The organism is Synechococcus sp. MU1617 (assembly GCF_020514235.1).
In the GTDB taxonomy this organism is placed as follows: domain Bacteria; phylum Cyanobacteriota; class Cyanobacteriia; order PCC-6307; family Cyanobiaceae; genus Parasynechococcus.
In genome coordinates, this window is sequence record NZ_VTLB01000001.1 from 375,406 (window position 1) to 387,338 (window position 11,933).

Annotated in this window: 18 protein-coding genes; 9 read left to right on the forward strand and 9 right to left on the reverse strand. The window is 53.0% G+C overall.

All coding sequences use genetic code 11. The annotated features are described in order from the left end of the window. Window positions 1-698 precede the first annotated feature (698 nt). Together FZZ90_RS02030 and FZZ90_RS02035 are read left to right on the forward strand one after the other, a co-directional pair. Window positions 699-959 (forward strand): hypothetical protein, encoded by a 261-nt coding sequence (locus FZZ90_RS02030; protein ID WP_226424435.1) that lies wholly within the window; start codon window positions 699-701, stop codon window positions 957-959. A 329-nt stretch (window positions 960-1,288) separates the two neighbouring features. Then, a complete protein-coding gene (locus tag FZZ90_RS02035) occupies window positions 1,289-1,462 on the forward strand; it encodes a hypothetical protein (RefSeq protein WP_226424101.1) in 174 nt (57 codons plus the stop codon). 14 nt (window positions 1,463-1,476) lie between these two features. Here FZZ90_RS02035 and FZZ90_RS02040 read toward each other — a convergent pair whose 3' ends face one another. From FZZ90_RS02040 to FZZ90_RS02050, 3 genes are all read right to left on the reverse strand, one after another. Further along, window positions 1,477-1,665 carry a hypothetical protein gene (locus FZZ90_RS02040; RefSeq protein ID WP_226424102.1) on the reverse strand — a complete coding sequence of 63 codons (189 nt, stop codon included), beginning with the start codon at window positions 1,663-1,665 and terminating at the stop codon, window positions 1,477-1,479. Between the two features lie 486 nt (window positions 1,666-2,151). Continuing rightward, on the reverse strand, window positions 2,152-2,355 hold the full coding sequence (locus tag FZZ90_RS02045) for a hypothetical protein (protein WP_226424103.1): 204 nt from the start codon (window positions 2,353-2,355) through the stop codon (window positions 2,152-2,154). Window positions 2,356-2,893: 538 nt separating this feature from the next. Beyond that, window positions 2,894-3,136, reverse strand: coding sequence for a hypothetical protein (locus FZZ90_RS02050; RefSeq protein WP_226424104.1), 243 nt, complete (start codon window positions 3,134-3,136; stop codon window positions 2,894-2,896). Window positions 3,137-3,840: 704 nt separating this feature from the next. Here FZZ90_RS02050 and FZZ90_RS02055 point away from each other — a divergent pair. Together FZZ90_RS02055 and FZZ90_RS02060 are read left to right on the forward strand one after the other, a co-directional pair. Beyond that, window positions 3,841-4,005: a hypothetical protein gene (locus FZZ90_RS02055; RefSeq protein WP_226424105.1), complete on the forward strand. Its 165-nt coding sequence runs from the start codon at window positions 3,841-3,843 to the stop codon at window positions 4,003-4,005. 65 nt (window positions 4,006-4,070) lie between these two features. Continuing rightward, window positions 4,071-4,295, forward strand: coding sequence for a hypothetical protein (locus FZZ90_RS02060; RefSeq protein ID WP_226424106.1), 225 nt, complete (start codon window positions 4,071-4,073; stop codon window positions 4,293-4,295). Window positions 4,296-5,009: 714 nt separating this feature from the next. On the opposite strand, the gene FZZ90_RS02065 is transcribed toward FZZ90_RS02060, so the two are convergent. From FZZ90_RS02065 to FZZ90_RS02080, 3 genes are all read right to left on the reverse strand, one after another. Then, the gene (locus FZZ90_RS02065; RefSeq protein ID WP_226424107.1) at window positions 5,010-5,519 is read right to left on the reverse strand and encodes a hypothetical protein; all 510 of its coding nucleotides are present in this window, start codon (window positions 5,517-5,519) and stop codon (window positions 5,010-5,012) included. A 319-nt stretch (window positions 5,520-5,838) separates the two neighbouring features. Beyond that, window positions 5,839-6,084 carry a hypothetical protein gene (locus FZZ90_RS02075; RefSeq protein ID WP_370631009.1) on the reverse strand — a complete coding sequence of 82 codons (246 nt, stop codon included), beginning with the start codon at window positions 6,082-6,084 and terminating at the stop codon, window positions 5,839-5,841. A gap of 1,238 nt (window positions 6,085-7,322) precedes the next feature. Then, the gene (locus tag FZZ90_RS02080; protein ID WP_226424108.1) at window positions 7,323-7,817 is read right to left on the reverse strand and encodes a hypothetical protein; all 495 of its coding nucleotides are present in this window, start codon (window positions 7,815-7,817) and stop codon (window positions 7,323-7,325) included. A 166-nt stretch (window positions 7,818-7,983) separates the two neighbouring features. On the opposite strand from FZZ90_RS02080, the gene FZZ90_RS02085 reads away from it, so the two are divergent. From FZZ90_RS02085 to FZZ90_RS02095, 3 genes are all read left to right on the forward strand, one after another. Continuing rightward, window positions 7,984-8,229: a hypothetical protein gene (locus FZZ90_RS02085; RefSeq protein ID WP_226424109.1), complete on the forward strand. Its 246-nt coding sequence runs from the start codon at window positions 7,984-7,986 to the stop codon at window positions 8,227-8,229. A gap of 715 nt (window positions 8,230-8,944) precedes the next feature. Beyond that, on the forward strand, window positions 8,945-9,214 hold the full coding sequence (locus tag FZZ90_RS02090) for a hypothetical protein (protein WP_226424110.1): 270 nt from the start codon (window positions 8,945-8,947) through the stop codon (window positions 9,212-9,214). A 111-nt stretch (window positions 9,215-9,325) separates the two neighbouring features. Next, a complete protein-coding gene (locus FZZ90_RS02095) occupies window positions 9,326-9,715 on the forward strand; it encodes a putative quinol monooxygenase (RefSeq protein WP_226424111.1) in 390 nt (129 codons plus the stop codon). Window positions 9,716-9,756: 41 nt separating this feature from the next. Here the strand turns inward: FZZ90_RS02095 and FZZ90_RS02100 are convergent, their stop codons facing one another. From FZZ90_RS02100 to FZZ90_RS12785, 3 genes are all read right to left on the reverse strand, one after another. Then, window positions 9,757-10,011, reverse strand: coding sequence for a hypothetical protein (locus FZZ90_RS02100; RefSeq protein WP_226424112.1), 255 nt, complete (start codon window positions 10,009-10,011; stop codon window positions 9,757-9,759). Further along, the gene (locus tag FZZ90_RS02105; protein WP_226424113.1) at window positions 10,004-10,291 is read right to left on the reverse strand and encodes a hypothetical protein; all 288 of its coding nucleotides are present in this window, start codon (window positions 10,289-10,291) and stop codon (window positions 10,004-10,006) included. The genes FZZ90_RS02100 and FZZ90_RS02105 overlap by 8 nt, the downstream gene beginning before the upstream one ends. 293 nt (window positions 10,292-10,584) lie before the next feature. Then, the gene (locus FZZ90_RS12785) at window positions 10,585-10,707 is read right to left on the reverse strand and encodes a hypothetical protein (protein WP_255613463.1); all 123 of its coding nucleotides are present in this window, start codon (window positions 10,705-10,707) and stop codon (window positions 10,585-10,587) included. 14 nt (window positions 10,708-10,721) lie between these two features. On the opposite strand from FZZ90_RS12785, the gene FZZ90_RS02110 reads away from it, so the two are divergent. Both FZZ90_RS02110 and FZZ90_RS02115 read left to right on the forward strand, forming a co-directional pair. Beyond that, entirely contained in the window at window positions 10,722-11,033 is a 312-nt protein-coding gene (locus tag FZZ90_RS02110) for a DUF1651 domain-containing protein (protein ID WP_370631010.1), read from the forward strand. A gap of 546 nt (window positions 11,034-11,579) precedes the next feature. Beyond that, window positions 11,580-11,759 carry a hypothetical protein gene (locus FZZ90_RS02115; protein WP_115009204.1) on the forward strand — a complete coding sequence of 60 codons (180 nt, stop codon included), beginning with the start codon at window positions 11,580-11,582 and terminating at the stop codon, window positions 11,757-11,759. Window positions 11,760-11,933 lie beyond the last annotated feature (174 nt).

Consider the following 11,933-nt stretch of genomic DNA (forward strand, 5'->3'; position numbering starts at 1 on the left):
GCTTATCCAACGAGTCGGTCTTCAGAATTCAAAAGTGCCTTTCCTTTCGAAACTCTCACCACTTCGCCTGCGAGTCCAGGGCTGTGATACATGACTCGATACACGTTCGACAAAGCAAGCGATTTGGCTCGTGCATTGATGAACGCCTTGAACTCAGTCTTGAAGCATTGTTCTTGAACCCATTGATCGGGGCCATCGCTTCGTTCAACGCAGTACATCGTTTGGAGCAGAGAGGACACGCAGCTTGATGAGGCTGCGGCTGGTTGCCCTCGATCTACAAGTCAGCTTCGGGATCACGTCTTCAGTTGGTGACGGGAAGCATGGAGCCTTCACGCTCAAAGGTTGCTTTTGCGTCCTAGACGTCGATCACGTTTGGATGCACAAGACGGAATCACATCGCGTCGAGCGATGAGGGATGCGATTCCGCCACCGGTGTGCCCTCGAACGCACAACACGGCACTTCGGTTGTATCCCCACTCGACAGATAGGAATCGAGTCACTTACTACCGATGACCGTTCTCGCTTGAGTCTTCAGGTTGTGATCGTCACTGCCATCGATGGTTCCAATCCTGTTTCAGGTGGCTGATGTCGAACCGGCGTCATCAACTGGATCAACGCTGACCTTGCAGCGCACGTCGCTCAGCGGGTCCAATACTGAGACTAATTCGTGTAAAGTTTCGATAAGTAGCGCAAAGATCATGCTGAAAGCCTTGTTCTCCCTGGTTTTTGCAGCAGTGATGTGGGTTCAGGTGCCTCAGTGGCAGCCGGACTGGTCTCAGTGCTCTGTTGATACGCCGGACGTGGATTGTCACTGGTACGTCACTGCACCAGACAACACATTTGGAGAAGGCTTCAGCTGGGAGAACGCACCCTGGTTCAGTGCCGAAGGTCTTCGGGACGTAGGCGATCTGAACAACACGATGACGACGATTCACGGCCAGGCTCTTGCAGCCAGCTAGACGTTGATTGCGTTTATTGCCTGAAAGCCCCTGAAGCAGGGGCTTTCAGGCAATAAACGCGGAGAGCAAAGCTTCAGCACTAACCTTTCAATTTGAAGAGATCTCAGTGACCGATTACTCAGCAGCCATCACAGCTCTCATCGTGGTCACTGTGGTCATTTCTGCAGCCGTCGTTTACGTGCTGGCTCAGCCGACTGACCTGCCCAGATACAAAGAGAACAAGGATCAATAGACGTCATCAGGTGGGTGAACACTGACCTTGCCACCCACATCACCCCCAAGGCCTGAATCCAGCACTAGGTTCTTCCCACTCTCGGCACACACCTCGCATGAAAGGTCAGAACCTTGCCTTCTTTGGTGGCTCCGTGATCGTCACGATCATGGCTGTCGTTGTTTTTATCGGCGCCGCCAACGCTGGTGACTGCCCTCGCAGCAAGTCAGCTGAAGCAACCTCAGTTGAGGCCCATCACAAAGCCGATGACAAGGCTGAAGTCGAAGCCTGATCTGATCAGACGGTTCAGCGAAGAGGGTCGACCTCAACCGGAGCGATGGTCTGGAGCATGCTCAACCCCTCCCCGATGGTCTGCCCAACAAAGATCCCACCGGTGAGCACCGCAGAGAAACAACCCAACCCGAAGATGAGTCCAGCTGCAATGCGGATGGAGTTCGTGGTTTCTACCTTGCCTTGCTCAGTGCTGAAAGCCATCTGAATTGCTGCGACAAACCAGTTCTGGCTCAAGCCGTCACTCGATTCAACTGCGGACAAAATCACCCCCGGGGGCTTGATGCTTTTGAACGGCCAATGGTCATGCAGGTTCCATTGGTTCAGTGACGTCCCAACGAGGCAGTGGCAGTGACCAAATGATCCGCAGCAAGGTTGCGACGCTGCACTCTGACAAGTCGATGAGGAGCCAGGGAGACGCGGGCGAGGGAACCCGCATCGTTCATCCCCCATTCGCGCAAAAGCAGTGATGCACGCGCGTAGTCCATTCCTAAACGCCTCGATGACAACTCTCATTAGGAAAAAACGCCTAATTCATCTGCAATTCAGTTCGTAGGGCTACACATTGCATACCGACCTGAACCAGACTGATTCATGAGGCAGTGGTGCCTCCGAATGCGTCTAGAGGGATGGCTGAGGGGCCGCCCTCTTTTTTGTTGTCTCACCGAGTCGTCGAGCGGATTGGGCGTTTCAGGGAATCGCTGCCATCCTTGGATCATGGGCAAGAAATCCAAAAAAGCGAAAAAGGCCAAAGAGACCAACTCGGTCCTTCTCTGGCATCAGACATTCATCAAGCGGCTCAGGCAGCGGTTTGGTCTGAGCAAGTACCAAATGCTCTGGCTCACCTTCAGCAAAGGTCTCGTGATCGGGTACGTCCTGGCGCTCCTGGTTCACCGTTGAGTTCTAAGCAGCGACGACTGAATGGACTCCACGCAGAGACTCATCGAAAAGCTTGTAGAGAGACGAATGCAAAACACTGGAGAGTCTCAAGCGGTAGCCACTGCAAATGTGATGGCAGCTTTCGAGAAGCTCAAAAAAAAATGAGACCTAGCCTGAAGCGAATCGTTGAGCATCGTTAAAGACTCGCAAGGCCAGTGGCTGCTGCTTTACAGCTGACCGAACCATAAATCCAATCTGCAGACAAAAAAAACCGCCCCTAGATGTGGAGCGGTTGTTCGAAGCCGTGCAATCCCCATCACCCGGCCATCTGCACCACTTGTTGATGCAATACTCAAATAATACTCATAGATCACCTAGATATGGATCCCTCCACAGTCACTTAAGGGCGCGGTGCCTTTAAATCTCGTTTGTTCTTTGGGTTGATGCGACGCTACATGTAGCGGTGACTAGCTTCAGGTTTAAAGCCGCCATCACCCGGCCCACTCTTGAAGTGGGCTTTTTTGTGGCTCGACACCCAATGATGGGGGCAGTTTTACTCAGTGATGCGTCTGAGCTTCTTCTTTTTGACCACGCAGCCAGCGACACCACAGATCACCTCGTGGGTCTCGTCGCTCAGTTCGCGGAGAGTGGGTGGCTCAATTGATGCCAGGCGTTTACCAATCTTGCGAGCTGCCATAAACCACTGAAAGGTCATCTGTCTGGAGGAAAAGCTGGTGAATAAAAAGGCAAGGTCGTTCCCCTGCCTCCCCTTTTCACGACGCAGGCAAGCCGCCAAACTTGCCCCTCAATTAGTTTGTGCCCAAGCGATACAAAAGAAATCGGCCTAATGGCTCATTGCCACAGGGGTAGTCGATCACCCCCTGATGGCTCAACCGTTCCTACTGTTCTGGGTCGGGCAGAGTGATTGTCGTCATCCAGTGCTCGAAAGAACATTCACCGTGTCGCAAGGCAAGTTTTTTAATGCTTGAGCAGAGCGGGGAACACTCAGCTCAATCACGTTTGACTCTTGACTCGCGACGTCCGTTTTGCCTGCGGAGGCCAAGCCACCGAATTTGATGGAGGCGTGCTCGCGAAATCATCAAGGCTGACTACACAGTCGAACGTTCTGACTTCCTTGGCACATGTCTAGCCCTGCTCGACCAGATCATTCAGGCCAGCATCGACTCCAAGCAGCATTTAAATGCGGTTGGGGCACTGAAGCTTCAGGCACAGCCAACTCCCGCCATTGCGACGGAGTGAGTGTTGTGTCGGAGGTTTAATCAGGAAGCAGACGTTCAGACAGAACCAAGTTTGAGAAATAAGCCATCTAGGTCGTGGCTTCCGTTGATCTAAAAGGTGACCAACACTACATCTCATCCCTGACATTGGATGCAATAACAAAAAATATGCATCAACTGCGGTTCGGTCTGCATTCGGTTAACCACCACACAGCTAGAAGCAGTGATTGGCAAGAGTTAATAGGTTCTCATTCACCTAAAGATGACAACTGAAATTCGTAACTGGGCTGTCGTCGCAGCTGCAATGGAAGCGCAAGGTGCAACCAACAGCGAGATGTACCGTCGAGCCAAAGCACTTGCAGATGGCAAGGCTGACCCCATGCCTACAAGCTTCCCAGCCGCTCCTATGAGCATTTCTGCAGCCTGAGTTGTCACGGACTGAACAGCAGCCTTGCCATAACAGCAGGGCTGTAACTCCTTTACGTATCTCTAATGACCAATCATCACTTGTCAGTTGAGCAACGGTTTCATTTGGAAGCAGCCTTCAGAGAGATCGATGGCTGCGAGGATATTGAAAAGCTCCGTGCTCTTACGAAGCAGATCATTACTGCACAGGAGAACGAAAAGGCATTTGCGCGCGAAGCAATGCAGCAGATCCGCAAGGAGATGGAAGCATCTGCCCAGCAGCGGCTCGGATTCAACTGGGGACAGAAGTAAAAGCTTGGAGTCGCTTGATCAAGTCAGTGTCTTTCGCCAGCTTCCTTGGTGTTCCATGTAAAAAACCCGCCATTGCTGACGGGGTAGGGATTTATTCGGCGGGCTTTATCTCCCACCTGGTTAGAGGCTCACCCCCAGATGCCAACCCACCAGCCTGACCTTCTCTTCAACCGTCAGGAACGAATAGAGCCAGCCCAGCAGCAGCTCCTCAACCACTGGCTCCGCTAGGTCTTGCACCCCACCAGAAAGCCAGCACTTGAAGGCATCAGGGCAATGCGTGTGTCTTGAGGCATCGGTCAGACGTGGCTGCCTTGAGTTTTCCCCACTCTGCTGAGGCAAGAAAAAACCCAGGCGTGAGCGTCACCTGGGTCCCTCGTTGAGCAACCCTCCATTCATAAGAGCGTTACTCGTGTTTGTTCTGAGGCCTCACTGAGAGTTTTCAGCAGCGGGGAACGATGTGGGGCACAGGCTCAGTCATGGCCCTTTGCAGCTGGTGCTTCAGCTGACTGGCTGCGAGTGCAGTCACCAGCGTTGGCACCGCCAACGAAAACTGCCAGGAACATGACCGCGACGACAACGCCGCCACCTATGTAGGCGATAGAGAGTTTCATGGAGAAGACGTTAACGACGTTTAAAGCCCCCATGACACGTCATTTGATACGAGGTCAGCGTTCAAATCCGACCCTTGGAACGCCCAACGTGATCAACGTCTGATCACAGCTGGTAACTGCAGGTTGTTTGCCACTGATCACGACCGCCATAACCGTCGTTTTCCAAGTAGGTCAAACGAACATCGACACCGTTGATTTTGTTGGCGACGTACAGGTGATCTACGAAGGCATAGCTGCCTGGATCCCAGAGAGCAGCTTTGATTGCCTGCTCACAGTTTTGAACCAAGCCCTGACGCGAAGCGGCCTTCAACCTTTCAACAGGCTGCACATAAGACTTGAGCTCTTCGCATTTGAAATGCTCGTCTCCTGTGCCCGGTTCAGCCTTGTTGAGCTGGTCACGGGTCCAGTCGCACCTCTTGTAGTCAGAGACGATCCCTGCACTCTTGAAATCAAAGTGGGCTTTGGCCTGCTTGTCGGTTACAGCTGGAGAAGCAGCGTCATTTCCAGCCGACTCTGATGGGAGAAATGCGTCTGCATGGCTGTAGTAGCCCCGAGCGCCAAGGCCAGCCAGGGTCACAAGCAGAGCAGAGGGAATCCAGTAACGCCTTCTCATTCGCCAATTAAGGCTGAGGTCAAGGATGTCAGCGGTAGCGATTCAGACCCTTGGAACGATGTGAGTCACTAGATCGGCATTGACCCAGTTGATGACGCCGGCATCAAATCAACAATTACGCCGCCAACCCGCCTCCGGTGCCCAGCTCGTCAATGGCACATGATGCCTTTGGCTGAACATACGCAGTGAGCACCCTGACGAAATCGCTGTTCACCTGGAAGACGGCAGGCATCCTGACGGGAGTAAAGCTCGCGACGCTGGCGGTCGTATTTGGCCTAGCCCGCGCAGGACTTCTACCAGCCTGGTTTCCCCATTGGGGTTAACCAGCTTCAGGCGCCCAGCCCACTTCCTTCTGCCAGGTGGGTGCCCAGAGCTTGCACCGCTTTTTTAGGTGCTGTCCTTGTTGCAGCTGCTTCTGCCTGAGGTTGCAGCCCACCATCGTGTGGCAGTGCTGGTCGACGCCATAGATGAAGTGCTGGCATGTCATGCAGACCACGCCGCCCTTCCAGTTCTGCAGCTCGCATTCATCGACATAGCCCCACTCCTCCATAACCTTCCGCAGCAATACAATTGTACTAGTACAGTTGGCTGGTGGGGGCGTCACTGCCAACACTTTCTGCAGATCCCCTGCTCCAAAGGGATCTATCCCGGAGTCCGCAAAGGCGGAGTTAAAGCAAAAAGAGAACGTTAGAGCTGGTTTGCTCTAACCCTTGATCTACTTGGCCTCTCCGCTTTCAGCAGAAACATTGCGGCAACAGGCAATAACGCTGGCCTGACTCCCCGCATCGCCAGAAGGGAGTCAGTGCAGTGACCAGCGCCCAATGGTCAACGGAACAACCATTGGGGAGAAGGAGCCTTCGTTTGCACCTTCCGGGTCCACCATGCCTTCGGTGGGAAAGACATGGGTGTGCCGATGAAGCGTTGAGGCGGCACAAATGACTTACCCCAATGTTGTGGCGCTGCAATCCAAGGCCCATCGGCTGCGGATCAAGAGCAGGGGGCTGAATCAAATGAGCGTGATCAGTGTTGTAACGCTGCCAGCACCATTGGTAAACACTAAGGGGGAGTCGGCGGTGGCTTACTTGACTGGATGGAGATAACGCTCGGAGATGGCACTCCAACGTCGCTTGTTCGCTTCGACTTCTGCTTCCTTTGCTAGATGCAAGAACTGCGCTTTTGACAAGCGTTTTTGCTGCGATTCCGGGGGGAAATGCATGATCTGCTCCAATAAGCAAAAAGCTATGACCAGAAAGCGCACCAAAAAAGCGAAATTAACCAAACTCAAATGAGCATTAACTGAGAGTTGTTCTCACGGAATAAGAATCATTCTGACCGCCCCGCTGTTCCGATGGCGTCAAAGAGCGTCAAACGAGGGGCACACACCCCTGCGAGTGGATCACCCACAGAGGTCCTTTCTTGACGCATGCTGAGCCATCCACGCCGAGGGCTTGAAGGCTCAGGCTCAGCTGCACTCAATGCCTGAGTGTTGTCTTGTACAGAGCCTGCCAGCCCCTCAAAACACTGAGCGTCACTGAGTGTTCTGCATCCACCGAACAGTGCCGTAGACGAGGACCATCACGCCAATGATTGCCGCGCAGGCTGCAGCTGTGAGGAACAGGGTGTAAAGCATCTGAGCCTCCCTTCGTCTGATCTTTGTCTAGATCTGCCGCACAGAAATACAAAGAGGCGAACCGTCCTGTTTCGTTCGTCTTCCCGCCTTGATGAACCGGTCAGTGACTGTTGTTTTCATCACTCACAATATTCACTCTCCCACACCCAAACCATTCACCATAACGACCTCGCCTAGCGGCGCACGGGCATGACTTCTGATCCACCAAGAGCTCTTCCCTTGGTCGCCAAGTCATACATTTCCTGGTGAATATTATCTGATTCCTTGTTGAACCAATTAGCCAACTCTGGCTGCATAACTTTTTTGGGGCCCAGATCAACGAATGAATACTCAAGCGTAATGAAGTCACCTCCAACAGTTCGATAACCAAGCTCAAGAAGCATCTGGCCACTCGCAGATGGAGTATCGATCTGTGCTTGCGTTGCGTTGAGGCTGAGCTCCACCAGCTTGCTCGCAACGGTGCCATCACCGGATGCATCCCTGATTCTGATCATCAACGCTGATCCTTTGCTTTGCCTCAGCAAGAGCTGAGTTTGCTTTCTCAGAACCCATTGACACGCAATGGCATTGGAGCGAATCGAGGTCTTAAAAAACGAGAGATCGTCCTTCCGGTTCTGGAGCTTTTTGACCTGCTTGAGCCAACCGAGTTTCGAGAGCAGCCATTTCATCGCATCGCTGTCAACCGAAACCGTACATAGCCCATATTTAGGCTGGCCAGAGAGATTCTTTTTAACGCTTAACTCGAGTATCTGTTGTTACCAAAAAGCTTGAATAAATGACATTGTCGAAGTGTGAGCGTTGTAACGCCCAGATGACAACGATGGAAGCCATGACATGGGTGATTTGCGAGAAAGCTCAATGGCTCAAGCAAACTTGATAGCTCAGACCCCGCGCGGTTCATCCATCCAGAAAATCGAAGCCGGCAAGTTTCTGGTGTGCGATAGCGAGAACGTTTGCTTCTTCACGCGCAGCCTTTATCTCGCCGAAGAGCAGCTTGAGGAGATGGAGCTTGGCTACCGGTTCCCCTATTCAACCAATTTCCGCAAATCGCCAGCCTTACGAGTGGAGCCATTTGAGTAGCGAATTTCGCTGAATCGCCTGACTCTTGTGGCTTAAGTGTGACGAGTCCTGGTTTCATGCACCTAGCCCGGGACGCGGACCCATGTCAGCGGCAACTGCTGGGTCCGTTTGCCTAGCGAATCCAGCTGTTCTCCCATGCCCCATCGATCACAAGGCCGGGGAGAACCTCCTCAAAAGGCGGGTCCAATCGAGCATTGAATGAGTCCGTATCAATTGCAACCATCGCCTGGATCAGCCGAAATTTTTGGCGGATCAAAACATCTTCAGAAATTCCCGGACAAGCCTGCTGAATGGCCTCATCATTGAATTCTCAGTTGCCGCACACCAGAAGTGGTGCTGAGCAGCATGGGGAGAGCGACCCTAGTGCTGGCAGAAGATTTTCCCCATCGAGAGCGATCGACGGGGAAATCTCTCTGTGTCTTAAAGCTGTAGAAATTCAGTGCATCAGGCACAAATCAATCTGACTCAGCGAACTTGTTGATGCGGATATCGCATCGCTCGGGGAGGACCAGTTTCTCCTCGCGGTTCCGTGGCTCCACATCGTTAAGTCGCAGCTTGGTTGAAGGTCAGCCATCGCGGCAGAGGGAGCTGCTCGAAGATGCCGGTCACGCCACCAGCACCATTCGATCCAATGAGACCTTCATAAGAAAATGATGAAAAAAATATAATTACCTATTTGCGATATTTAAAGCTTTGAAATTGAACAAGCAAGCAAGTGCTTAAGTCATCCCGTTATTTCATGGAGGACAGTATGCACAGTCAGAAGAACTCCCCGACCTGCTTTTTGCGCTGGTCTGTGAGCAAGGTTGCTGACAGGCTCTATGCGGTTGCGGCGACGGTTGATGGAAAGGAATACGACTTTGTCGGCAATTTCAAAAGCGTTCGAGAAGCACAACAAGCAGGCCGCCGCTACGCCGAAGACTTGGTTCACAACTCGATGGCTGGCGGTCGCTTATCGCTGAAACAACAGCCTTTGGCCGCCTGATCGTCACCATTAGAACGTGACTTGACCACAAGCATGGGTTCCCCTGGAGAGTGCACCTCCAGGGGTTTTCAACCTGAATCCGTGGAACACTTGGGCACCGCCTGAAAGCCCATGGCCAGCTTCGACAAGTCCACACCCTTCATGTTGCTGGCGCGAATCCACGTCAAGCCAGGTTGTGTGGACCAGTACCTGGAGCTTGCCCGCGTCACCGACGAAGCCGTTCAGGCTTCTGAGCCAGGCATGATTCATCACACCTTTGATCAAGACCCAGACGATCCTCAGTCGTTCGTGTGGTCAGAGGTCTACGCCAACGACAAGGCGTTCAGCGCCCATGTCTCCAACCCTCCTGTTCAGGAGTATCTGCAAAAGCACGCCGAGCTCGGCGATGGCTTCAGCATTGAGGTTTACGGCACGGTCGGCAATGAATGCCTGCAGCTCATGGAGTCGTTTGGCCTTCCACTCAAAATCTTTGAAACCAAGCTCGGATACAGCAGGGTCTGAGCGACCGATGGTGAAAGTGCCAGGGGTTTTGGCAGCGATGCCTATGGATTGCTGTTCAATTCATTCTTGAGCTGGTCGAGACGATTCTTAAGTTGCTTGGCGCGACGGGTTGTGGGTTTGTCGTTAGGGCCCTTCAACGCTGTTTTAATCACAGCGATCTCTTGCTCAAGCTTCCGTCTCCTGGTGAAGGAAAGCGCTTCTTGAGCAAGACCGATCAGAAAGTCGCCCCGCGGGGCGTAACAAGGAGCATCTTCAGCTGTCTCGTTATGCGCGGGCGCGTCCTCAGGATTAATCATGATCCAAGGCTTTCTCGGCAACATCGGCCGACACAAGAAACACATAGGAGAGTGCATTCATATGACTGGCTAGATCTTTAATCGATGCAACGATCTCCTTTCGCGACAAACCACTCTCCCGCTGAAGTCGAATGATCTCGTGCGTCAGACGGGTCACATGATCGCGACCGTAGTTGTAAGCAGTCCCAAAACAATCATCACTCTCCTCATCACTTCTGCAGGCTGCGGCAAAGTCTGAGGCAATTTTCTGGGAAAAATCTTCAACCTGACGGCAGGGCATCGTTTTCTGGATTTGCCGGAATGTATGCGAGGAAACGATGAAGCACCAATAACTTTTTGAACCAATGATTTAAACTTCGAATCCTTGCTTATCACGCAAAAACAAAACTTTATATTTTTTCTTGGAGAAACAAAAAGATGCTCGACATCTTTTTTCAGGAGCTCGACCCAGGCATTAACCGGTGCAAAGGTGTCATGCCTTGGTTGGACCGTGGTCGCAAGCCAAGGCCACCAGAAGCTTCTCTCAAGCCTCGTTTTGACTGAGACAAGCTTCTTTCTCTGGAGAACAACAACTCATCCATCCACATTGTTCCCGCTGGAATTGGCAGCGTCCTCCAAGCCATGCAGCTGAACGGCTTTCTGCTCGAACCGGTCCACAGTCCAAGTTGTGAACTTGCCATCGTGACGTTGAGGCATCGCTACGGCAGCAGGTGCTTTGCGGATCTGTCATCTGTTGCCGTCTACCGATCACATTGCCCCGTTACCGCGCCACCCACGAACCACCGGAACAGCCCGGCGGAGAAGGCTGGCTGGTGAGCCCAGAGCAGCAGAAGGTGGTGGAGTTCAAGCCAGATGCATCCACCGTTCATGCCCAGTGGGTAGTAATACGCACCTACAGCTGGATCCCGCCCAATCCGCCGGTGCCCCAGACCCGGCGGCGGATGCTGCGGCACAACGCCATCGAAGCCTGGAACAGGATGCTCAAAACAGGCTGGCGGCGCTGTCCACCACCGGTGCGCTGATGGCATCAAAAACCTCTCCCCCACGGGACCGGTATGACTCAATCAGAGAAACACTTGGCTTGGCCTTAGCCCTTTCCGTTGGACTCCTCAGTTATGGCTCGGGTGCACGAGGGGAACCATGAGCGCCATAGCGCATTGAAGAAAGGGCGATCAGACATGGAGAAAGAAGAGTGAATCACTTTCCATCCATCTCTGCATCGAGCTCGAGGCCGACATCATCGATACAGGCTTGTTTGTCCACTTGGCACAACAGCTGCATCAGGTTCTTTCGATCAAGAGCTGACAACTCACCGTTGATTTCCCACTTCAGACAGGTTCTGCGCTGGCAGCTGCCGGTATGACCCTTGAGGACCTCAAACATGGCAGCCTCCTTTGGGCTGATGATTTGATCCCTACGACGGATTGATGGAGTAATTCCAGAGCAGCAATACCTAACGTGTCTTGGCGCTCACCAAGGCCCTCCAACCTTGAGCTGATGAATGTCAGTGACGACTGCTGGACCCCTGCGAACTCTTTCGCCAACTTGATCGAAGTTGCGATCAACCAATGACCAACGGATCCGGCACCTGGGCCAACAATCAGCCCCCAGCAGCAGCCGAAAAACTCTGGAGAGGCCTGGCTCTGGTGGGAGCCTTCCACATCGGAGGAATGCTGATCAACGTCATCTTCCAGATGATGGGCAATAACAGCCTGGATGGCATTCCCGCCAAATTCCTCGGCCTCTGAACCGATCAGCCAAAACAATCAATTTCTTCAACCCTTCGCCCATGGCAGGGGTTTTTTATTGGCTACCTGAGACGCGCCAAGCAGGAGCGGGCTGAGGGGCCGGCTCTTTTTTTGATCGGAAGGCCAGCAGTCCGCCTCACCAGCCACAAGACTGCAACCAGCTGATCCACCGCC

Coding starts and splice junctions, on each gene's coding strand:
- FZZ90_RS02030 (WP_226424435.1), top strand. CDS start 699: ATGCTGAAAGCCTTGTTCTCCCTGGTTTTTGCAGCAGTGATGTGGGTT.
- FZZ90_RS02035 (WP_226424101.1), top strand. CDS start 1,289: ATGAAAGGTCAGAACCTTGCCTTCTTTGGTGGCTCCGTGATCGTCACG.
- FZZ90_RS02040 (WP_226424102.1), bottom strand. CDS start 1,665: ATGGCTTTCAGCACTGAGCAAGGCAAGGTAGAAACCACGAACTCCATC.
- FZZ90_RS02055 (WP_226424105.1), top strand. CDS start 3,841: ATGACAACTGAAATTCGTAACTGGGCTGTCGTCGCAGCTGCAATGGAA.
- FZZ90_RS02060 (WP_226424106.1), top strand. CDS start 4,071: ATGACCAATCATCACTTGTCAGTTGAGCAACGGTTTCATTTGGAAGCA.
- FZZ90_RS02065 (WP_226424107.1), bottom strand. CDS start 5,519: ATGAGAAGGCGTTACTGGATTCCCTCTGCTCTGCTTGTGACCCTGGCT.
- FZZ90_RS02080 (WP_226424108.1), bottom strand. CDS start 7,817: ATGAAATGGCTGCTCTCGAAACTCGGTTGGCTCAAGCAGGTCAAAAAG.
- FZZ90_RS02085 (WP_226424109.1), top strand. CDS start 7,984: ATGGGTGATTTGCGAGAAAGCTCAATGGCTCAAGCAAACTTGATAGCT.
- FZZ90_RS02095 (WP_226424111.1), top strand. CDS start 9,326: ATGGCCAGCTTCGACAAGTCCACACCCTTCATGTTGCTGGCGCGAATC.
- FZZ90_RS02100 (WP_226424112.1), bottom strand. CDS start 10,011: ATGATTAATCCTGAGGACGCGCCCGCGCATAACGAGACAGCTGAAGAT.
- FZZ90_RS02105 (WP_226424113.1), bottom strand. CDS start 10,291: ATGCCCTGCCGTCAGGTTGAAGATTTTTCCCAGAAAATTGCCTCAGAC.
- FZZ90_RS12785 (WP_255613463.1), bottom strand. CDS start 10,707: ATGCCTCAACGTCACGATGGCAAGTTCACAACTTGGACTGTGGACCGG.
- FZZ90_RS02115 (WP_115009204.1), top strand. CDS start 11,580: ATGACCAACGGATCCGGCACCTGGGCCAACAATCAGCCCCCAGCAGCA.